17 protein-coding genes are annotated in these 19,199 nt (G+C 73.5%); 9 read left to right on the top strand and 8 right to left on the bottom strand.

Features of this window, described 5'->3' with window-relative positions:
• Nucleotides 1-50: 50 nt before the first annotated feature.
• Complete coding sequence (locus ABZ621_RS00165; protein WP_360599021.1) at nucleotides 51-917, top strand: helix-turn-helix transcriptional regulator; 867 nt, start codon at nucleotides 51-53, stop codon at nucleotides 915-917.
• On the top strand, nucleotides 914-1,102 hold the full coding sequence (locus tag ABZ621_RS00160; RefSeq protein ID WP_360599019.1) for a DUF397 domain-containing protein: 189 nt from the start codon (nucleotides 914-916) through the stop codon (nucleotides 1,100-1,102). Before ABZ621_RS00165 ends, ABZ621_RS00160 begins: the two co-directional genes overlap by 4 nt.
• Nucleotides 1,103-1,381: 279 nt before the next feature.
• On the opposite strand, the gene ABZ621_RS00155 is transcribed toward ABZ621_RS00160, so the two are convergent.
• Genes ABZ621_RS00155 through ABZ621_RS00145 form a run of 3 tightly spaced genes read right to left on the bottom strand, consistent with a single transcriptional unit; the run spans nucleotide 1,382 to nucleotide 6,217 of the window.
• The gene (locus ABZ621_RS00155) at nucleotides 1,382-2,173 is read right to left on the bottom strand and encodes an ABC transporter ATP-binding protein (protein WP_360599017.1); all 792 of its coding nucleotides are present in this window, start codon (nucleotides 2,171-2,173) and stop codon (nucleotides 1,382-1,384) included.
• Complete coding sequence (locus ABZ621_RS00150; protein WP_360599015.1) at nucleotides 2,170-4,956, bottom strand: ATP-binding cassette domain-containing protein; 2,787 nt, start codon at nucleotides 4,954-4,956, stop codon at nucleotides 2,170-2,172. The genes ABZ621_RS00155 and ABZ621_RS00150 overlap by 4 nt, the downstream gene beginning before the upstream one ends.
• A 13-nt stretch (nucleotides 4,957-4,969) precedes the next feature.
• Nucleotides 4,970-6,217, bottom strand: coding sequence for an ABC transporter substrate-binding protein (locus ABZ621_RS00145; protein ID WP_360599013.1), 1,248 nt, complete (start codon nucleotides 6,215-6,217; stop codon nucleotides 4,970-4,972).
• Nucleotides 6,218-6,349: 132 nt separating this feature from the next.
• On the opposite strand from ABZ621_RS00145, the gene ABZ621_RS00140 reads away from it, so the two are divergent.
• Both ABZ621_RS00140 and ABZ621_RS00135 read left to right on the top strand, forming a co-directional pair.
• Nucleotides 6,350-6,943, top strand: coding sequence for a TetR family transcriptional regulator (locus tag ABZ621_RS00140; RefSeq protein ID WP_360599011.1), 594 nt, complete (start codon nucleotides 6,350-6,352; stop codon nucleotides 6,941-6,943).
• Nucleotides 6,944-7,097: 154 nt separating this feature from the next.
• Nucleotides 7,098-9,173, top strand: a complete 2,076-nt coding sequence (locus ABZ621_RS00135; RefSeq protein ID WP_360599009.1) for a discoidin domain-containing protein — start codon at nucleotides 7,098-7,100, stop codon at nucleotides 9,171-9,173.
• 79 nt (nucleotides 9,174-9,252) lie between these two features.
• Here the strand turns inward: ABZ621_RS00135 and ABZ621_RS00130 are convergent, their stop codons facing one another.
• Entirely contained in the window at nucleotides 9,253-10,584 is a 1,332-nt protein-coding gene (locus ABZ621_RS00130; RefSeq protein ID WP_360599007.1) for a YncE family protein, read from the bottom strand.
• A 228-nt stretch (nucleotides 10,585-10,812) separates the two neighbouring features.
• On the opposite strand from ABZ621_RS00130, the gene ABZ621_RS00125 reads away from it, so the two are divergent.
• Nucleotides 10,813-11,409, top strand: a complete 597-nt coding sequence (locus ABZ621_RS00125; protein WP_360599005.1) for a CBS domain-containing protein — start codon at nucleotides 10,813-10,815, stop codon at nucleotides 11,407-11,409.
• A gap of 167 nt (nucleotides 11,410-11,576) precedes the next feature.
• Here the strand turns inward: ABZ621_RS00125 and ABZ621_RS00120 are convergent, their stop codons facing one another.
• The gene (locus ABZ621_RS00120) at nucleotides 11,577-11,876 is read right to left on the bottom strand and encodes a dsRBD fold-containing protein (RefSeq protein ID WP_360599004.1); all 300 of its coding nucleotides are present in this window, start codon (nucleotides 11,874-11,876) and stop codon (nucleotides 11,577-11,579) included.
• A gap of 218 nt (nucleotides 11,877-12,094) precedes the next feature.
• On the opposite strand from ABZ621_RS00120, the gene ABZ621_RS00115 reads away from it, so the two are divergent.
• Nucleotides 12,095-12,373 (top strand): hypothetical protein, encoded by a 279-nt coding sequence (locus tag ABZ621_RS00115; RefSeq protein ID WP_360599002.1) that lies wholly within the window; start codon nucleotides 12,095-12,097, stop codon nucleotides 12,371-12,373.
• 290 nt (nucleotides 12,374-12,663) lie between these two features.
• Here ABZ621_RS00115 and ABZ621_RS00110 read toward each other — a convergent pair whose 3' ends face one another.
• A complete protein-coding gene (locus ABZ621_RS00110) occupies nucleotides 12,664-13,293 on the bottom strand; it encodes a hypothetical protein (RefSeq protein WP_360599000.1) in 630 nt (209 codons plus the stop codon).
• Between the two features lie 151 nt (nucleotides 13,294-13,444).
• Between ABZ621_RS00110 and ABZ621_RS00105 the strand changes: the two genes are divergently transcribed.
• The 3 genes from ABZ621_RS00105 to ABZ621_RS00095 all read left to right on the top strand — a co-directional run bounded on the left by ABZ621_RS00105 (nucleotide 13,445) and on the right by ABZ621_RS00095 (nucleotide 16,729).
• Nucleotides 13,445-13,837, top strand: a complete 393-nt coding sequence (locus ABZ621_RS00105) for a helix-turn-helix transcriptional regulator (RefSeq protein WP_360598998.1) — start codon at nucleotides 13,445-13,447, stop codon at nucleotides 13,835-13,837.
• A 100-nt stretch (nucleotides 13,838-13,937) separates the two neighbouring features.
• Nucleotides 13,938-14,720, top strand: a complete 783-nt coding sequence (gene modA, locus ABZ621_RS00100; RefSeq protein WP_360598996.1) for a molybdate ABC transporter substrate-binding protein — start codon at nucleotides 13,938-13,940, stop codon at nucleotides 14,718-14,720.
• A 77-nt stretch (nucleotides 14,721-14,797) separates the two neighbouring features.
• Nucleotides 14,798-16,729: an ABC transporter permease gene (locus tag ABZ621_RS00095; RefSeq protein ID WP_360598994.1), complete on the top strand. Its 1,932-nt coding sequence runs from the start codon at nucleotides 14,798-14,800 to the stop codon at nucleotides 16,727-16,729.
• A 17-nt stretch (nucleotides 16,730-16,746) separates the two neighbouring features.
• Here the strand turns inward: ABZ621_RS00095 and ABZ621_RS00090 are convergent, their stop codons facing one another.
• Together ABZ621_RS00090 and ABZ621_RS00085 are read right to left on the bottom strand one after the other, a co-directional pair.
• Nucleotides 16,747-17,160, bottom strand: a complete 414-nt coding sequence (locus ABZ621_RS00090; RefSeq protein ID WP_360598992.1) for a (2Fe-2S) ferredoxin domain-containing protein — start codon at nucleotides 17,158-17,160, stop codon at nucleotides 16,747-16,749.
• Nucleotides 17,160-19,178 carry a heavy metal translocating P-type ATPase gene (locus tag ABZ621_RS00085; RefSeq protein ID WP_360598990.1) on the bottom strand — a complete coding sequence of 673 codons (2,019 nt, stop codon included), beginning with the start codon at nucleotides 19,176-19,178 and terminating at the stop codon, nucleotides 17,160-17,162. Before ABZ621_RS00085 ends, ABZ621_RS00090 begins: the two co-directional genes overlap by 1 nt.
• Nucleotides 19,179-19,199: the final 21 nt, after the last annotated feature.

Below are 19,199 nucleotides of genomic sequence, written 5' to 3'. Positions count from 1 at the left end.
AGTAGGCCGACCGCGGGAGCTGCCGCGGGTGCACGTGGAGGTGGCGGCTGATGAGCATCGTCGAGATCGAGGGCGAGGACGGGGAGCAGGCCGACGACGGGGAGCGGGAACCCGATCCGTCGGACAGTCTGCGGACGTTCGGCGCCGTCGTCCAGGCCCTGCGCGAACACGCCGGACTCAGCCGGGCCGAGTTCGCCGAGCTGGTCCGGTTCTCCAAACACACGGTGGAGTCCGTGGAGTTGGGGCGGCGGATGCCGGACGAGGTCTTCGTCGACCGTGGGGACTCCGCCTTGGGGAACACCGGCGCGCTGCGGCGGGCCGCTCCGTTCCTCACCCGGGCCGAGGCCGGTCTCGCGGTGTGGTTCCGGCGCTGGGCCCGGCTGGAGAAGACCGCGGTGAGCCTGAACACGTACGAGTGCCGGCTGGTGCCGGGGCTCCTGCAGTCGGAGGCGTACGCCCGTGCCGTGTTCGAGGGCGTGGTCCCGCTGCTGACGGACCGGAAGCTGGAGACGCAGCTCCTCGCCCGTCAGAAGCGGCAGAGGATGCTCACGGAGCGGCCGACCGTTCCCTTCAGTTTCATCGTGGAGGAGCACGTCTTCCGGCGCCGGTTCGGCAGTACGGAGGAGATGCGGGAGCTCCTGGACCACGTCCTGGAGGCCACTGCCGCTCGTAACGTCACGCTGCAGGTCGTACCGCTGGACGCGGGGTTGCACGCCTGTCTGGACGGGGCGGTACGGCTCCTCGAAACCCCGGACGGAAGGCGGTTCGGCTACTCCGAGGGGCAGCAGAACGGACGCCTCATCACGGACCCGAAAGAGGTACGACTCCTCCACCAGCGCTATGACACACTGCGCTCGCAGGCCCTCAACCCCAAGGAATCCCGGGGCCTGCTGGAGCGACTGCGAGGAGAGCTATGACCGCCACGAAGGAACTCGCCTGGTTCAAGTCCAGCTACAGCGGCAGCCAGGGCGACGACTGCGTCGAGGTCGCCGTCGCCGGCCACGCCGTGCACGTCCGGGACTCCAAGGACGTGAGCCGTCCTGCCCTCGCGGTCGGTCGCGAGGGGTGGGGACGGTTCGTGTCCTTCGCTTCGGAGAAGTAGCGGCCCCTGCCTGCTGCTCGTGGGCAGGTGGAGGCCGGGCACGGCCTCCACCTGCCCATGCGGGTCAGTGATGCGGGGTGACGGCCTCCGGCAGCGGCACGCCCTCGACGGCCCGCCGGCGCAGGCCCTCCGGTGCCGCCCGCGCGAAACCGGGACGACACGGCCTCAGCCCGCGCCGGTCTCAGGCCGGGCTCCGTGACCTGCGTGAGCTCCGCGAGCCCCGCGAGCCCCGCGACCCGACGCCGCACCGGACCGCGGCCCCGGGATCGCGGCCGGCGCTCAGGGGAGGGTTCGACCGAGATCGTCTGGCTCCTCGGCGGGGTGTTCCCGCTCCGCTTCCTCCGCGACGCCGCCCAGGTACGCCTCCCGCACCGCCGGGTTCGCGCGGACCTCGGCCGGGGTGCCTTCGGCGAGGACCCGGCCCAGGTCGAGGACGACGACGCGGGAGCACAGGTCCATCACGAACGAGACGTTGTGCTCGACGAGGAGGATCGCGCAGTTCTGCTCCTCGGCCGTCCGGCGGATGACGTCCGCCAGGCGGTGGCGTTCCCCGGCGGTGGTGCCGGAGGCGGGTTCGTCCAGGAGGAGGAGCCTGGGCGGGTCGGCGAGGGCGCGGGCCAGTTCGACCATGCGGGCCTGGCCGACCGGGAGGCCGCCCGCGTACGTGTCGGCGAGGTCGTCGAGCCCGCAGGCGTGGAGGACGGTGGCGGCGCGCTCGCGGTGGCGGGGCGTGGGGCGGGGTCCGCCGCGCCAGTCGCGGGCGACGACGAGGTTGTCCGCGACGGTCAGCTGGCCGAAGAGCTGCTGGCGCTGGAAGGTGCGGCGGATGCCGTGGCGGGCGCGCCAGACCGGGGAGCGGCGGGTGACGTCGGTGCCGTCGTACGTGATCGTTCCGGAGTCGGGTCGTCGCATGCCCGACAGGACGTCGAAGAGCGTCGTCTTGCCGGCGCCGTTGGGGCCGATGAGGCCGCAGATCTCGCCGGGGCGTACCGAGACCGTGACGCCGCGCAGGGCGTGGACGCCGCCGAAACGGACGTCGATGGCGTCCGCGTGGAGCAGTGGGGGGTTCATCGGCGGGCTCCCGTTCCCAGGTAGGCCTCGGCGAGCCGGTCTCCGTCCACGTCGGAGCGCGGGCCCGACCAGACGATGGTGCCCTGCGCGAGGTACGCGACGGTGTCGGCGATGCCGAGCACTTCGGCGGCCTTCTCCTCCACGAGGAGGAGCGCGGTGCCGTGGTCGCGGAGTTCGGCGAGCAGGGCGAAGACCTCGTCCACGACGCGCGGGGCCAGGCCGAGGGAGGGTTCGTCGGCGACGAGGACGGCCGGGGGACGCTGGAGGAGCGGGGCGAGGGCGAGGAGTTGCTGTTCGCCGCCGGAGAGGGAGCCGGCGAGGACGGTGCGGCGGGCGGCGAGTGCGGGGAAGCGTGCGTAGACGGCGTCGCGGTCGTCGGCCTCGGGGAGTTGCAGGGTCAGGTTCTCGGCGATCGAGAGCCCCGCGAAGACGCCGCGTCCCTCGGGGGCCAGGCGGACGCCCCTGCGGGCCCGAGCGGCCGGGGTGTCGCGCGTGGCGACCTCGCCCCGTACGCGTACGAGTCCGTCGGCGGGCCGCAGGAGCCCCGCCGCCACCCGGCAGAGCGTGGACTTCCCGGCGCCGTTGGGTCCGAGGAGCACCAGCGCCCCGCCGGCCCCGACACCGAGGTCCACACCGTGAAGGACGGCGGCACCGCCGCCGTATCCGACGCACACGCCGCTCAGTTCGAGCGCGGGTGGGGGTGCGGGAGTGAGAGCGGGTGCGGGTGCGGCCGGCCGGCCGGGCTCCGACGGGCGGGGCTCCCCCGGCAGGGGAACCGGAGCCGGTGCCGACTCTGGGACCGGGGCCGAGGCCGGCGCCGGCCTCGCGGCCGCTCCCCGTCCCCGCCCCGGATTCTCCGCCATCACCCGGCCCGGCCCCGCCCGCCGTCTCGCGCGCCGCGACGGGAGGGCCGCGCAGTAGCCGTCCGGGTCGTTGGCCAGGGCGAGGCCCGCCAGGCCGAAGAGGATGACCGGGAGGTGGGCGGAGTCCGTGACGTACCGCGTCATCAGGTGGGGGGCGACGGCGAAGACGAGGCCGGCGACGACCGCGAACTGGGGTCTGCGGACGCCGGCCGCCACCACCACGGCGAGCCAGACCAGGCCGGTCATGGCGGTGAAGTCCGTTGCCGTGATGCGGGTGTTGTACGAGGCGTAGAGGATGCCGCCGAAGCCGGCGAGGCCCGCCGAGAGCGTGAAGAGGAGGAGTTTGGTGCGGACGACGGAGACGCCGGACGCGGCGGCGGCCTCGGGGGCCGAGCGGACGGCGAGCATGGCGCGGCCCCAGCGGGAGGCGCGCAGCCGGGTGAGGGCGGCGACGGCGGCCGCGCCGAGGAGGACGAGGGTGAGGCCGAAGGCGCGGTCGTCGCTCAGGTCCACGGGTCCCACGACCGGGCGGGGGATCTCCCAGCCGGTGTCGCCGTTGCGCAGCGGGCCGAGCTGGAAGAGGACCTGGTCGGCGAGGAAGGCGAGGGCGAGGGTGGCGAGGGCGAGGGCTCTGCCGCCGAGGCGGAGCGCGGGGAGCGCGACGACGGCCCCGAGGAGGGCGGCCGCGACGGTGCCGGCGGCCGTGGCGGCGGCGAAGGGCCAGCCGTGGCTCATCAGGAGGCCGGCGACCAGCGCGGCGCCGGTCACGAAGGTGGCCTGGGCGAGGGACACCATCGCGCCGAGGCCGGTGACGACGGTGAACGACATGAACACGAGCCCGATGGCGAGTCCTTGGGCGAGGATGCCGCTCCAGAAGGGGGTGGTGACGGTGTAGAAGGCGGTGCCGAGGAGGACGGCGGCCGCCATCCAGACGCCCCAGCGGCGGGCCGGGCTCCTGCCCGCGAGGTAGTCGACCGGGGGCGGGTCCGCGGCGGCCGTGCCGGCGGCGCGGCCGCGTCGGGTGAGGACGACGAGGCCGGCGAAGAGGATGAGGAAGGGCACGGCGGTGCGGAAGCCGGTGATGTCGTCGGTGAAGGAGGCGTAGCCGGCGACGAGGTTCTGGAGGACGCCGAGGGCGAGGCCGCCGGCGAAGGCGAGGGGGACGGAGAGGAAGCGGCCGAGGACGGCGGCGGTCGCGGAGACGAAGAGGAAGAGGGTGTAGTCGTGCGCGGAGAGGCCGAGGAGCGGGGTGGCGAGGACGCCGGCGAGGCCCGCGAGGGCGGACGACAGCATCCAGGCGATCGAGGAGAGCCGGTCGGCGTCGATGCCGCGCAGTTCGGTGAGGGTGCGGTCGTCGACGGCGGCGCGCAGCCGCAGGCCGAGCCGGGTGTGGCGCATGAGGATCCACAGGGCGGTGGCGGCGAGGGCGGTGGCGATCCAGGTGATCAGCTGGTCGGAGTCGACGCCCACGCCGTCGAGCGGCTGCCAGGAGACGGCCGGGCTGGGGCCGACGCCGGGCAGGCCGAACTGGTTGTCGGCGGGGAGGACGGGCGCGCCGGCCCGTTCGAGGAGTTCGACCGCCCACCGTCCGGCGGCGGGCAGGGCGACGAGCAGGCCGATGGTGGCGACGATCTGCGCGGCCTCGCCGACCTTGGCGAGCTTGCGGAACATCAGCCGGTCGAGGGCCCAGCCGAGGCCGGGTGCCACGACGGCGACGAGGAGGAGGGCGGTGGGGACGGCGGGCCAGCCGAGGCCGGAGTGGAGCTCGTAGAAGGCGAGGGCGGTGAGGTAGGCGGTGGCGCCGTGCGCGAAGTTGAAGAGGCCGGAGGCGGAGTAGGAGAGGACGAGACCGGTCGCGAGCAGGGCGTAGAGCGCGCCCGAGACCAGTCCGCTGAGGACGAAGCCGAGGAGGTCACCCACGTGCCGCGTCCTCTCAGGCGAAGGGGATCGGCGGGTAGCACCTGAAGGGGACGGCCACTTCGTACCGGCCGTCCTTGAGGCGGACGAGCGCGCCGCAGCCGAAGCTCTCCTTCCTGCCCTTGGGGAAGGCGCGGTCGCCGACGAGGGTGCCGGTGTCGGAGAAGCCGTCGGCGGCCTTCTGGAAGGAGTCGACGGTGAGGTCCTTGCCGGCCTTGGCGGCGACGGCGAGGAAGAGGTCGGCGCTCATGTAGCCGGTGAGCATGTGCATGTTGAGGGGGACGTCCTTGCCTCCCGCCGTCTTCCTGACGTCCTCCTTGAACTGCCGCATCGCGGGGGTGTCCGACTCGAAGGGCTGGAACTGGAGCAGGACGTGCACTCCGTCGAGGGCCTGCCTGGTGGCGTCCTTGGCGAGGAGGCCGGGGTCGTAGTCGGTGGGGTCGGAGAGGACGCCGCGGTAGCCGGAGCGTTTGAGCGCGGTGAAGAGGCCGATGTTGTACGGGGTCTGCATGACGGAGATCACGGCGTCGGGGGCGCCGCCGCCGGGGCCCGAGCGGAGGATCTCCTTGGTGTACGCCGACCAGTCGCTCGGCATCGAGGTGGCGGGGACGACGGCCTTGGCGTACGGGACCTGGAAGCCGGCCGCCTTGAAGCCCTGGGTGAAGGTGCGGATGCCGAACTTCCCGGCGTCGTTGTCGCCGGCGATGAGCGCGACGGACTTGCCGCGGGCGCCGCCGAGGACGGCGGCGAGGCTCTCGGGCCAGGTCTGGTTGAGGGTGCCGCCCGGGGTCGGGACGAGGCAGCCGTTGAAGCCGTAGACGTGGGCCGGGCCGCAGAAGGAGGGGAGGGTGCCCCAGCCGACGGTGGGGACCTTGCGGGCATCGAGGAAGTCGGCGCCCGCGAAGGTGACCGAGCTCATGGGCGAGACGGCGAAGACCTGGTCCTGCTGGACGAGTTTGCGGGCGGCGGCGAGGTTCCTGGCGGGGTCCTGGCCGTCGTCCTCGGCGCCGAGGTACTCGATTCTCCGGCCGTTGATCCCGCCTTCGGCGTTGGCCCGGTCGTAGCGGGCGCGGGCGCCGAGGTCGGTGTCCTTCTTCGAGTAGCCGCTGGCGGTCGTCATGGAGACGATGCCGCCGACCCTGATCGTGTCGACGGTCACTCCGCGTACGGAGGAAGAGGGGGTTCCGCCGCTGGAGGCGGAGTTGCAGGCGGTGGCCAGGAGCAGGGCGGACGCGGCGGCGACGACGCGCAACGGTCGAAACACGGGCGATCCCTCCGTCGAGTGCCCGCATTCTGGAAGCGATCTGATGAACCGTCAATAACCGTCGCGGTCCCTTTCTGACGATCCGTCACTTCACGGTGGCGTTACCCTGACGCCCGGACCCGAGGAGGAAGCATGGCGCGGATGCCGTCGGCGGAGCGACGCCGGCAGCTGGTCGAGGCGGCGATCAGGGCGATGAGCAGGGACGGGGTGGCCAGGACCACCACGCGCTCCATCGCCGCCGAGGCCGGAGTCTCGCTGAGCGTCTTCCACTACTGCTTCGACTCCAAGCAGGCGCTCCTGGAGGCGGCCATCGAGACGATCATCGGCGACTACGTGGCGCGGGTGATGCGGGCGGTCGAGCCCCGGGCGACGCTGCGCGAGACGGTACGGGCGGCGCTGCGGACGTACTGGGAGGACGTCACCGCCCATCCGGAGCACCACCTCCTGACGTACGACCTCACGCAGTACGCGCTGCGCGAGCCGGGGTTCGAGCACCTGGCGCGGGCGCAGTACGAGCAGTACGTGCGGTCGGCGACGGCGCTGGTGGAGCAGGTGGGGGCCGTACGCGGGTCCGAGCCGAAGGTCCCGGTGCCGACGCTGGCCCGGCACCTCGCGGCGGCGGTGGACGGGATGACGCTCCAGTACCTCGTCCTGCGGGACGAACAAGCCGCCGAGGAGCAACTGGAGTTGACGGCCGATCAGCTGGTGCTGCTGATCGAGGACTGAGTCCGCGGAGTTCCAGGGAGGACACCTGCGACCCGTCGGTAGGAAAAACCGAACCCGCCAGTAGGTCATTTGACCCGGACTCTTGACTCAGTCCTTCATCACCGCGATTCTCGGGGCGCCCGGTACACCCCCACCGACCGGAGGCTTCCCGACCATGTCCCCACGCACGACCCGGACGACCCACCGCACCACCCGGACGCGCCGCCTCGGCCTCGTGTCCCTCTTCCTCGCGCTCGCGGCCGTGCTCTTCGGCGCCGCGCCGGTCCCCGCCGCCGGTTCGTCGTGGTGGGAGCCGCCGGCGCGGCCGGCGCCCGACTCGCAGATCAACGCCACGGGCACGCCGTTCACCGGCACCGACGCCCAGGGGCGGGTGCGCGGCTTCGTCGACGCGCACAACCACGTGATGTCCAACGAGGGCTTCGGCGGCCGGCTGATCTGCGGCAAGCCCTTCTCCACCGCCGGGGCGGCCGACGCCCTGAAGGACTGTCCCGAGCACTATCCGGACGGTTCGGGCGCCCTCTTCGAGAACCTGACGGGCGGGGCGAACGGCAAGCACGACCCGGACGGGTGGCCGACCTTCGCCGACTGGCCGGCGCACAACTCGCTGACGCACCAGCAGAATTACTACGCATGGCTGGAGCGGGCCTGGCGGGGCGGTCAGCGTGTGCTCGTCAACGACCTGGTCTCCAACGGGCTGTTGTGCTCGATCATGCCCCGGGACCGCGGCTGCGACGAGATGGAGGCCATCCGCCTGGAGGCCCGCAAGACCTACGAGATGCAGGACTACGTCGACTCGATGTTCGGCGGCCCGGGCAAGGGCTGGTTCCGCATCGTCACCAGCGCCGACCAGGCGCGCTCGGTGATCGAGCAGGGCAAGCTCGCCGTCGTCCTCGGCGTGGAGACCTCGGAGCCGTTCGGCTGCAAGCAGATCCTCGACGTCGCCCAGTGCGACAAGGCCGACATCGACCGCGGCCTGGACGAGCTGTACCAGCTCGGCGTCCGCAGCATGTTCCTGTGCCACAAGTTCGACAACGCGCTCTGCGGCGTCCGCTTCGACAGCGGGACGACCGGCGTGGCGGTCAACATCGGCCAGTTCCTGTCCACCGGCACCTTCTGGGCGACCGAGCGGTGCGCCGGTCCGCAGCAGGACAACCCGATCGGGCTCGTCGCGCCCGCCGCGATGGCGGAGAAGCTGCCCGCCGGGGTGAGCGTGCCGGGTTACGCCTCCGACGCCCGCTGCAACACCCGCGGGCTGACCCGGCTCGGCGAGTACGCGCTCCGGGGCATGATGGACCGGGGCATGATGCTGGAGCTCGACCACATGAGCGTGAAGGCGGCCGGCCGGGCCCTCGACATGCTGGAGGCCGAGGAGTACCCGGGCGTGCTGTCCACGCACAGCTGGATGGACCTCGACTGGACCGAACGGCTCTACAGGCTGGGCGGGTTCACGGCACCGTACATGCACGCCGCCCAGGGCTTCATCGGCGAGGCGAACGGCAAGGCCGAGCTGCGCGAGAAGTACGGCGTCGGCCTCGGCTACGGCACCGACATGAACGGCGTCGGCGGCTGGCCCGGCCCGGTCGGCACGGACGCGCCGAACGCGGTCACGTACCCGTACCGCAGCTTCGACGGCGGCACGGTCCTCGACCGTCAGGTGACCGGCGAGCGGACCTGGGACCTCAACACGGACGGCGCCGCGCACGCCGGTCTCGTCCCGGACTGGATCGAGCAGATCCGGCTCACCCCGGGCGGCCCGGCCGTCATCGAGGACCTGGCGCTCGGCGCCGAGTCCTACCTGCGGACCTGGCGGTCGACCGAGCGCCACGAGCCGGGCGTCAACCTCGCGGCCGGCGTGCCCACTTCGGCGAGCAGCACCGAGTGGAACCCCTTCACCAGCTACGCCTCCGGGCGCGCCTTCGACGGCGACACCGGCACCCGCTGGGCGAGTGACTGGTCGGACGACCAGTGGCTGCGGGTGGACCTGGGCGAGGTCCGGCGGGTGGGCCGGGTGACCCTGGACTGGGAGCGGGCCTACGCCCGCCAGTACCGGATCGAGGTCTCCGAGGACGGTGAGAACTGGCGCACGGTCTGGTCGACGACCGCCGGGGACGGCGGCTTCGACACGGCCGAGTTCGCGTCCACGCCGGCCCGGTACGTGCGGATCCACGGGGAGCGGCGGGCCACGCAGTGGGGCTACTCGCTGTACGAGGTGACGGTCACCCGCTCCTGAGCGGGCGCGGGTGACGAGGAGGGGCCGGCCGGATCGACGACGATCCGGCCGGCCCCTCGGTCCGTTCCCAGACGGTTCGTCAGTCGGTCGTCGTGCCGGTCCAGTCGGCGGGTACGCGGGCGAGGCGGACGCGCTGGGGGTGGTCGCCGACCGGGACGCTCGCGACGCGCTCGCCGGTGGCGAAGTCGATGGCGCTGACGCGGTCGGCGCCGCTCTCGGAGACGACGCAGGCCTTGCCGTCGCCGCTCACGGTGGCCCAGTAGGGCTTGCTGGCGGGGACGAGCGGGCCCTGGGCGAGGGTGGCGCGGTCGACGACGGTCGCGTAGTCGTCCATGGTGCCGGCGACGCAGAGCTTGCCGCCGTCCGGGCTGATCGAAAGGCCGTGGTGGCGCGAGTCGTTGACCCAGGTGGTGCGGTCCGGGTCGGTGCCGGGGTTGCCCGGCAGGGCCTTGAGGCGGGTGACGCGGTCGCTCTCGACGTCGTACTCCAGGAAGCCGTTGAGGAAGGAGACCTGGAAGTAGAGCTTCTTCTCGTCGGGGGTGAAGACGAGGGGGCGGACGGCGTCGGAGAGGTCGTCGCGGCCGAAGGCGTCGAGGCGGGAGCGCATGTCGATCACGCGGACCGTCTCGAAGGTCGTCGCGTCCACCACGGTGATCTTCCGGTCGCCCTTGGTCCAGTCGAGCCAGGGCGCGTCGAGGGCGGTGGTCACCTCGCCGATCGACATGTTCCACAGGCGGCCGTCGGAGGTGAAGACGTTCTCGTGGGGCTTGTCGCCGGTCTTGAAGCTGCCGAGCTCGCGGCCGGTGGCGATGTCGAGGACGTGGACGGTGTTCGCCGTGGAGGCGGAGACGGCGACGCGGGTGCCGTCCGGCGAGACCGCCATGTGGTCGGAGCGGTAACCCGCCACGGGGAAGCGCCAGTTGATGCGGCCGGTGCGGAGGTCGAGGGAGACGACGTCCGCGAAGCTGGGACGCGAGACGACCATCGCTCCGCCGTCCGGGGTGGCGTACATGTCGTCGACGAACTGGTCGTGGCCCTCGCCCGGTCCGCTGCGGACGCCGAGGAAGAAGGCGAGCTTGACGGGGTTGAGGTAGATCTCCCGCAGGCGCTCCTCCTTGTCGGGGATGACGTCCACCCGGCCGATCCGGTGGAAGTCGCCGCGGGCGGCGATGACATCGGCGGTGCCGTCCCAGTTGTTGCCGACGAACATGACCTCGCGCAGGGGCGCGTCGGAGGCGTTCGCGGAGACGGCGGACGAAGGGGCGGGGGCGGCGACGGCGGGGGCGAGGAGGGTGAGGGAGGCCGCGAGGGAGGCCGCCGCGGCGAGCGCGAGACGGCGGCCCTTGGGGGCACCGGGGGCAGCGGGGGCGTCGGGAGTCCTGGAGGTCCGGGCCGTACGAGCCGAGGGCATGGGGGAGCCTTCTTCCGTGGGGGACTTCGGTGCGGGAGTCCTGGCTGGTATTTCCGTCCGGAGACAGCTACTTACCGGAGGTAACTCGCAGGTAACCACGGACCCGCGCCACCCACAAGACGTCTCCCGCACCCCTGTTCCCCCGCCCTTCCGCCACCCCGGCCGCACCCCGCCCCCGGCCCGTGCGGGATCATGGAACCATCACCCGCAGAAGGGACGGAACGGACGATGAGGAACCGCAGTGTCGCGGACCTGATGACCCCGACGGCGGTCGCGGTCCAGCGCGGGACGCCGTTCAAGGAGATCGCGCGACTCCTCGACGAGTACGGCATCACGGCGGTCCCGGTCGTCGACGACGAGAACCGGCCCGTGGGCGTGGTCTCGGAGGCGGACCTGCTGCGCCGGCACACCGCCAAGGACGGCCCCAGCACCGCCGAGGCGATGATGTCGAGCCCCGTGCACACCGCCCGCCCCTCCTGGACGGCCGTCGAGGCGGCCCGGCTCATGGAACGGCACCGCGTCAAGCGGCTGCCGGTCGTGGACGCGGACGGACGGCTCATCGGCGTCCTCAGCCGCAGCGACCTGCTCCAGCTCTTCCTGCGCCGCGACCGGTCGATCCAGGAGGAGATCCGCGAGGACGTGGTGGTGCGCATCCTCGGCCTCTCCCCCGCCGCCGTCCACATCGACGTCGACGAGGGCCGGGTCACGCTCAGCGGCACCCTGGGACGCAAGGACCTCGGGCCGATGCTCGTGCGGCTCTGCGAGTCCGTGGACGGGGTGGTCGAGGTCGTCGACCACCTGGTGATCGAGACGCCCGAAGCGTAGGGGCCCGGACGCCCGGAGGCTGCCCGGAAACCCGAGACCGGCAGACCCGAGACCGGAGACCGGAGACCGGAGACGTACAAGACGGACCACGGCCCGGCGGGAGCAGTGCGGCTCACGCGCCGGGCCGTGGCCCGCCTGGCGGCGGGCTCCTCAGGGCGCCACGCTCTTCAGGAGACCGCCTCCGGCCAGCCGTATCCGGGACCCGTGCGCGACGGTACGGTCCCGGCGCCGATCGCCTCCATCTCGCGATTGGCCTCCCGCATCAGCTTGCCCGCCAGGTCCTTCATGGCCCGGCTCGCGGCCAGCTCGTCGCCGATCACGGGCACGTCGGTGTCCGTGGGGTTGCAGCGGGCCGATCCGTGCCCCGTGAACGTCGTCGTCCCGGTGTCGAGCCGGGCCTCGGCCTCGGTGCGGCCCGACTCCTCGCTCAGCTCCAGGCCGACCCTCCATTCCAGGTTCCGCGTCATGGTCTTCCTCCTCGCACGCCGGTCGGCACCGCCGGGCCCGCCCTGCGGTGCCCGGGGCGCTTCTCCCCCGCTCCTTCCAGGATCCGCCCGCCGGGGCCGGGGCGCACGGGGAGCGACAGCGTGTGGAGGCGCGTGTTCCGCACGTGCCGCGCGGGAACCACCCCCGCACGGGGCACATCGCACGGAGCACGGACACGTCACGGCGAAGGGGTACCGCTATGGCCGGCCGGTTAGGCGCCCGGAAACGGCTGGAGGTGCTCCAGGTCGTCGTGGCCGGACTCGGGGTCCCCGCGAGCCTGGGCATCGGCGTGATCCTGAACGCGAGCGGACTGCACACTGGCGTCGGCCTCGCGGCCACCGCCGTCGTCCTCATGGCCACGGCCACCGCCCTGGCGAAGATCGACGCCCTGCTGGCCCGCTACCCCGCGCCCCCGTCCCAGCGGGGCCGCCGCACGGACCGGGACCCGGACGACGGCCGGGACGGCGGCTACCTCTGACCGCCAGATCGACTGCACGCGCCTCGCCGGGGCCAAGACCGACACCTGGTGGCTGCGCCGGCACCGCTCGTACGGGGACTGGACTTCCGCCCGGAGGTCCGGCGGCAGGACCGCGTCAACGGGCCCGGCGAGCCGGCCCCCGGCACGGGGTCACCACGATCGCCGAGCCGGGCGGCTCGGTGCGCTCGGGCGAGGTCGAGGACGCCTGCCGGGAGCTCGGCGTCACCCTCGCCCGGACCGGGCTGCGCCTCTTCCACCACTGAGGCCCCGCTCGCGGCCCGGGCCGGCGGCTACTCCTGACCCCCGTCCGGAAGGGCGTGCGCGAGCAGGAACTCGGTCGCTCCGGCGATCGCCTCCGCGTAGGTGCCGTGGACCGGCTGGGACTCCTCCTCGGCCTGGTCCGCGGCGGTGGCCGCGTACCACCAGGCGTCCGCGTCGGGATCGTGGTGGACGACGGCGGTGCCGCCCGCGTAGTGGAGCGGGATGGACTCGGCGGAGGACTTCCTGACCACGGCGTGGGGCCACTTGACGCGGGCGGACTGGCGCTTGATCCCGCCCCAGGCGGCGCCGAGCTGGGCGTAGTTGGCGCCGCTGCGGCCCGCCACGGTGGCGGCCGACTCCGCCAGCCGGTCGACGGACAGCTTGGCCTCGTACAGGGACCGCAGGACGGCCAGCTGCACGTCGGGCGAGGCCATGAGGACCGGATCGTGCTCCTTGCCCGCGGCGCGGTAGGCGAGCAGGCGGGTCGAGATCCGCTCGGCCAGGGCGCGGACCGCCTCGTGGATCCGCTCGTCCATGGTGAAGGCGTCGTCCTGGGCGGGCTCGTTCCAGGGAGGCTCGACCAGGTTCGCGAAGGCGGCCCAGAAGTCGTCGTCGGTCTTGTCGGGGGTCGGGATACCCGCCCCTGTCGCATCACTCATGCGACAATCATAACTGTCACGTGTCGATAGCGACAGATAATTCTGTCACTTTGAAGATCGCCGTATTTTCCTCCAGGGCACATCTCATTCGCCATGGAGGGTCTTACGAGTTTGTTGCAGATAAGAGGACCACGGACCTACGGTGTCGCATATGCAGTCCTACACCATCGGGCAGGCCGCACGGCTCCTCGGCGTCAGCCCCGACACCGCGCGGCGCTGGGCCGACGCGGGACGGGTCGCCACCCACCGGGACGAGAGCGGCCGGCGCGTCATCGACGGGAAGTCGCTGGCCGCGTTCTCCGTGGAGCTCGCGCAGTCGGAGGACGACGACGACGTGTCGTACACCTCCGCCCGCAACGCGTTCCCCGGGATCGTCACGGCGATCAAGCTCGGCGACGTCGCGGCCCAGGTCACCATCCAGGCCGGGCCGCACCGCCTGGTCTCCCTCCTGACCCGGGAGGCCGTGGAGGAGCTGGGACTGGAAGTCGGCATGCAGGCCACCGCCCGCGTGAAGTCGACCAGCGTGCACATCGACCGCACCTGACACCCCTCACGCAGCACGGAGCCGCCGCGGCCGTCCCCGCCACCGGCACGGGCGTCCGCGTTCCGCATCTTCCGTCCCCCGTCAAGGAGTTCACTCCCCCATGGCCCTCGCTCTCACCCCCGGCAGACGCCGGGCCACCGCCGCCGTGCTCACCGCCGCCCTGCTCGTCCCGCTCGCGGCCTGTTCCGGCGGCGACGACGCGAACGCGCCCGCGGCGAAGGCCGAGCTGACCGTGCTCGCCGCCGCCTCGCTGACGGACGTCTTCAAGACGGCGGGAGCCGCGTACGAGAAGGCGCACCCGGACACGAAGGTCACGTTCTCCTTCGCCGGTTCGCAGGAGCTCGTCGCCCAGGTCTCCCAGGGTTCGCCCGCCGACGTCCTGGTCACCGCCGACACCAAGAGCATGGACAAGGTGGCGGCCGACACCGGCACGCCCGTGGTCATCGCGACGAACCGGCTGGTCATCGCCAACGGCGAGGGCAACCCGCACAAGGTCGACGACCTGAAGGACCTCGCCGACCCGAAGCTGAAGGTCGTCCTCGCCGCGCCCGAGGTCCCGGCGGGCAAGTACAGCGCGCAGATCCTGGAGAAGCAGGGTGTCACGGTGAAGCCGGTCTCCCAGGAGGCCAACGTCCGGGCCGTGCTCAGCAAGGTCGAGCTCGGCGAGGCCGACGCCGGGCTCGTCTACGAGACGGACGCCGCGAGCGCCGCGGACAAGGTCGACGCCGTGGAGATCCCCGACGACCGGAACGCCGTCGCGACGTATCCGGCCGCCACCCTGAAGGACTCGGAGAACGCCGAGGCCGCCGCGGCCTTCGTCGCCTGGCTGTCCTCGGCCGAGGGTCAGAGGATCCTCCAGGACGCGGGCTTCCAGAAGCCGTGAGGGAGCCTGCGGGGAAACCGTGAGGGAACCTCGCAGGGAGCAAGAGGGACGCCGCAGGGAAACCGCAGGGACTTGTCATGAGACGCGCAGGCACACGTACGACCCCCGGGGCCCGTCCGCCCCTCGCCCTGGCGCTGCCCGCGCTGCTCGGCGTCGCCTTCCTGGCGCTCCCCCTGGCCGGCATCCTCGTCCGGACCGAATGGGGGGAGCTCGCCGGCCACCTGGGCTCCCCCGGCACGGTCGAGGCGCTGAAGCTGTCGCTCGTGGTGTCCTTCTGGGCGCTCGGCCTCTCGCTGCTGCTCGGCGTCCCGCTCGCCTGGCTCCTGGCGCGCGTGCCGTTCCCCGGCAAGGCGTTCGTCCGCTCGCTCGTGCTGCTGCCGATGGTGCTGCCGCCGACCGTGGGCGGCGTGGCGCTGCTGCTCGCCTTCGGGCGGCGCGGGCTCCTCGGGCCGTGGCTGGAGTCCACCTTCGGGATCACGTTCCCGTTCCACACCTCCGGCGCCGTCCTGGCGGCGACGTTCGTCGCCATGCCGTTCCTCGTCATCAGCCTGGAGGGCGCGCTCGGCGGGCTGCGGCCCCGGTACGAGGAGACGGCCGCCTCGCTGGGGGCCTCACCGGTCCGGGTCTTCTTCACCGTCACGCTGCCGATGGTGGCGCCGGGCGTCCTCGCCGGGGCGGCGCTCACCTGGGCGCGGGCGCTGGGCGAGTTCGGCGCGACGATCACCTTCGCGGGGAACCTGCCGGGGACGACGCAGACCCTGCCGCTCCAGGTCTACCTGCTCCTCCAGGAGGAGCCCGAGGCCGCCACCTCGGTCTCGCTGCTGCTCCTCGCCATCGCGATGGGCGTGCTCATCGCCCTGCGCGGACGCTGGACGGGGAGCCCGGCGGCCGAGCGGCGGAGCGGCGCGCCCGTGGAGGAGCCGGCCGCCGCGGAGCCGCCGTCCCGCGTCGAGCCCGCCGCGCCGTCCGGCGGACGCTGGGCGCTGCACGCCGACCTCACCGGCTTCACCACGCTCGCCCTCGACGCCGAGCCCGGCACCACCATCGCCGTCGTCGGCCCCAACGGCGCCGGGAAGACCACCCTGCTGCGCGCCCTGCTCGGCCTCACCCCCCGTGCCCACGCCGACCTCACGCTCGGCGGCGAGGACGTCACCGCCCTGCCGCCGCACCGGCGCCGGGTCGCCTGGGTCCCCCAGGACGGCGCGCTCTTCCCGCACCTGTCGGCGCTCGCCAACACCGCGTACGGGCTCCGCGCCCAGGGCGTCCCGCGCGCCGAGGCCCGCCGCGAGGCGCAGGCATGGCTCGACCGGCTCGGTGTCGGCCACCTCGCCCACCGGCGCCCCGGCCAGCTCTCCGGCGGCCAGGCCCAGCGCGTGGCCCTCGCCCGGGCGCTCGCCGCCCGCCCCCGGCTGCTCGTCCTCGACGAACCGCTCGCCGCACTCGACCAGACCACTCGCGCGCACGTCCGGCACACCCTGCGCACCCACCTCGCCGGCTTCGGCGGCGTCTGCCTCATCGTCACGCACGACCCGGTGGAGGCGGTCTCCCTCGCCGACCGCGTCCTCGTCCTGGACGGGGGCCGGGCCCTCCAGGACGCCACGCCCACCGAGGTCACCCGCCACCCCCGCTCCCCCTGGGTGGCCCGCATGCTCGGCCGCAACGCCTGGCCGGGCACGGCCGACGCGGAGGGGATCGCCCTCGACGGCGGCGGCGTCCTCGTCGCGGCCGAGCCGCCGCCGCCCGGGACTCCGGCGCTCGCGATCGTCGCCCCCGAGGCGGTGTCCGTGCACCGCGAGAAGCCCGCGGGCAGCCCCCGTAACGTCTGGCCCGGCACCGTACGCGAGATCACGGGCAGCGGCAGCCGCCTCCGGGTCCTGGTCACCTCGGCCGAGGCGCCGGACCTCGTCGCCGAGATCACCCCGCAGGCGGCCGCCGAACTCGGCCTCGCGGACGGGGTGTCGGTGTGGACGAGCGTGAAGGCCACGGAGACGACGGTCGTACCGCTCTGAGGGGCGGGCGCTGTGCCCTATCCCTCGGGGAGTTCGGCGCGGACGCGGCGGGAGGGGCTGAAGGCGTAGAGGTCGAGGACGCCCGGGGGGTCGGCGAGGCCGGGGCCGCCGGCCTCTATCCAGTCGGCGATGTCCTGGGCGGCGTCCGGGTCGTTGACGAGGCCGAGCCAGACCGGGCGGCCGCCCGCCGCCCGTCCGGCGGCGGACGGCTGGACGACGACGACGTTGGCCTGCTCGCACGCGTCCAGGCAGCCGGTGACCCGGACCCGGGCGCCGTCGGGCACGGCGCGGCGCAGGGCCGCGAGCTGGCCGGCGTGGTCGACGCCCGGGATCTTGGGCGTGCCGCAGCAGCAGCCGCGGCACACGGTGACCGTGCAGGTGGCGGGCGCGCCCGCGCCCGCCGTCTTGCGCTTGTCGGTGCGACGGCTCATCACGTCTCCTGGTGAGGGGTCGGGCGGGAACGGCGCCAGGCTCCGTCGGCGAGCAGCCGCAGGCCGTTGAGGCCGACGAGGACGGTGGACCCTTCGTGGCCGGCGACGCCGAGGGGCAGGGGCAGCGTACCGACGAGGTCCCAGACCGCCAGCACGGCGATGAACGTGCCCGCGATGACGAGGTTCTGGATCACCAGCGCGCGGGCCCTGCGGGACAGGTTCACCACGGTGGGGATGGTCGCGAGTTCGTCACGTACGACGACGGCGTCGGCGGTCTCCAGGGCGAGGTCGGAGCCCGCCCGGCCCATGGCGATGCCGACGTGGGCGGCGGCGAGGGCGGGGGCGTCGTTGACGCCGTCCCCGACGACCAGGACCTTGGCGCCGGCGTTCCGGAGCTCCTGGACGGTGGCGACCTTGTCCTGGGGCAGGAGCCCGGCCCGTACGTCGGTGATGCCGACGTCGGCGGCGAGGCGGGCGGCGGCGCGCGGGTTGTCGCCGGTGACCAGGACCGGCGCGCCGCCGGTCAGTTCGGCGAGGGCGCGGGTCGCGTGGGCGGCCTCGGGGCGGAGCCGGTCGGCGATCCCGAGGACACCGGCCGGGCGGCCGTCGACGGTGACGACGACGGCGGTGCGCCCCTGCTCCTCCAGTGCGGCGGCGAGGACGGCGGCCGGGTGCGCGGGGTCGTCGAGGAGGCGCGCGGGGCCGCCGACGGCGACGGCACGGCCGTCCACGGTGGCGCTGACGCCCGTGCCGGGGGTGGAGGCGAAGTCCTCGGCCGGGGGCAGCTCCAGTCCCCGCGCGCGGGCCGCTTCCACGACGGCGCGGGCGAGAGGGTGCTCACTGGGGTACTCGGCCGCCGCGGCGGCCCGCAGGAGCGCGTCGGCGTCGAGGGCGTCGGCACCGGGGGCGTCGGGGGCGGAGACGGTGAGGGGGTGCAGGTCCGTGAGGTACGGGGTGCCCTCGGTCAGGGTGCCGGTCTTGTCCAGGGCCACCGCGTCGATCTGGCCGAGGCGTTCCATGACCACGGCGGACTTCACCAGGACGCCGTGGCGGCCGGCGTTGGCCATGGCGGAGAGGAGCGGGGGCATGGTGGCGAGGACGACGGCGCACGGGGAGGCGACGATCATGAAGGTCATCGCCCGGAGCAGGGTGGACCGGAGGTCGGAGCCCAGGAGCAGCGGGATCGTGAAGATCAGCAGGGTGACGGCGACCATGGCGAGGCTGTAGCGCTGCTCGACCTTCTCGATGAAGAGCTGGGTCGGCGCCTTGGTCTCGGCGGCTTCCTCGACCATCGCCACGATCCGGGCGATCACCGAATCGGAGGGGTCGCGCCCGACCCGCACGCGCAGGGCGCCGGAGCCGTTCAGGGTGCCGGCGAAGACCTCGTCGCCCGGCTGCTTGGCCACGGGCAGCGGTTCGCCGGTGATGGTGGCCTGGTCGACGTCGCTCGCGCCGGCGAGCACGCCGCCGTCGGCGCCGATCCGCTCGCCGGGCCGGACGAGGACGACGTCGCCGACGGCGAGGGAGCCTGCCGGGACGACCTCCTCCGTGCCGTCGTCCGCGAGCCGTGTCGCCGTCTCCGGCGCCAGGTCGAGCAGGCCGCGTACGGAGTCGGCGGTCCGGGCGGTGGCGACGGCCTCCAGCGCGCCGGAGGTCGCGAAGATGACGATGAGCAGCGCGCCGTCGAGGACCTGTCCGATGGCGGCGGCGCCCAGCGCGGCGACCACCATCAGGAGGTCCACGTCCAGGGTCCGTTCCCGGAGGGCCTTCAGGCCCTCCCAGCCCGGCTCCCAGCCGCCGGTGGCGTACGTGGCCGCGAACAGCGGGCCCCACAGCCAGGCCGGCGCGCCGAGCAGGTACAGCGGGAGGGCGGCCAGGAAGAGCAGCAGGGCCGCGAGCGCCCAGCGGGCTTCGGGCAGCGCCAGGACGCGGGTGCGCCGGCGGGGCGGTACGCGGTCGGGGCGGGGCGTCGGGGCGGCGGGGGTCTGCGGCCCGGAGCTCTGCAGGACGGAGGACATGACGAAGCAACCCTTCACGGG

Origin of the sequence: Streptomyces sp. NPDC007863 (assembly GCF_040633895.1) — a bacterium.
Classification (GTDB): domain Bacteria; phylum Actinomycetota; class Actinomycetes; order Streptomycetales; family Streptomycetaceae; genus Streptomyces.
The sequence above is the reverse complement of the archived record's forward strand: the minus strand, read 5'-3'. Positions and strand labels throughout refer to the sequence as shown.

Excerpts from the sequence above, each read along its gene's own strand:
- ABZ621_RS00165 (WP_360599021.1), top strand. The coding sequence starts at position 51 with ATGAGCATCGTCGAGATCGAGGGCGAGGACGGGGAGCAGGCCGACGAC.
- ABZ621_RS00160 (WP_360599019.1), top strand. The coding sequence starts at position 914 with ATGACCGCCACGAAGGAACTCGCCTGGTTCAAGTCCAGCTACAGCGGC.
- ABZ621_RS00155 (WP_360599017.1), bottom strand. The coding sequence starts at position 2,173 with ATGAACCCCCCACTGCTCCACGCGGACGCCATCGACGTCCGTTTCGGC.
- ABZ621_RS00140 (WP_360599011.1), top strand. The coding sequence starts at position 6,350 with ATGGCGCGGATGCCGTCGGCGGAGCGACGCCGGCAGCTGGTCGAGGCG.
- ABZ621_RS00135 (WP_360599009.1), top strand. The coding sequence starts at position 7,098 with ATGTCCCCACGCACGACCCGGACGACCCACCGCACCACCCGGACGCGC.
- ABZ621_RS00130 (WP_360599007.1), bottom strand. The coding sequence starts at position 10,584 with ATGCCCTCGGCTCGTACGGCCCGGACCTCCAGGACTCCCGACGCCCCC.
- ABZ621_RS00125 (WP_360599005.1), top strand. The coding sequence starts at position 10,813 with ATGAGGAACCGCAGTGTCGCGGACCTGATGACCCCGACGGCGGTCGCG.
- ABZ621_RS00120 (WP_360599004.1), bottom strand. The coding sequence starts at position 11,876 with ATGACGCGGAACCTGGAATGGAGGGTCGGCCTGGAGCTGAGCGAGGAG.
- ABZ621_RS00115 (WP_360599002.1), top strand. The coding sequence starts at position 12,095 with ATGGCCGGCCGGTTAGGCGCCCGGAAACGGCTGGAGGTGCTCCAGGTC.
- ABZ621_RS00110 (WP_360599000.1), bottom strand. The coding sequence starts at position 13,293 with ATGAGTGATGCGACAGGGGCGGGTATCCCGACCCCCGACAAGACCGAC.
- ABZ621_RS00105 (WP_360598998.1), top strand. The coding sequence starts at position 13,445 with ATGCAGTCCTACACCATCGGGCAGGCCGCACGGCTCCTCGGCGTCAGC.
- modA (WP_360598996.1), top strand. The coding sequence starts at position 13,938 with ATGGCCCTCGCTCTCACCCCCGGCAGACGCCGGGCCACCGCCGCCGTG.
- ABZ621_RS00095 (WP_360598994.1), top strand. The coding sequence starts at position 14,798 with ATGAGACGCGCAGGCACACGTACGACCCCCGGGGCCCGTCCGCCCCTC.
- ABZ621_RS00090 (WP_360598992.1), bottom strand. The coding sequence starts at position 17,160 with ATGAGCCGTCGCACCGACAAGCGCAAGACGGCGGGCGCGGGCGCGCCC.
- ABZ621_RS00085 (WP_360598990.1), bottom strand. The coding sequence starts at position 19,178 with ATGTCCTCCGTCCTGCAGAGCTCCGGGCCGCAGACCCCCGCCGCCCCG.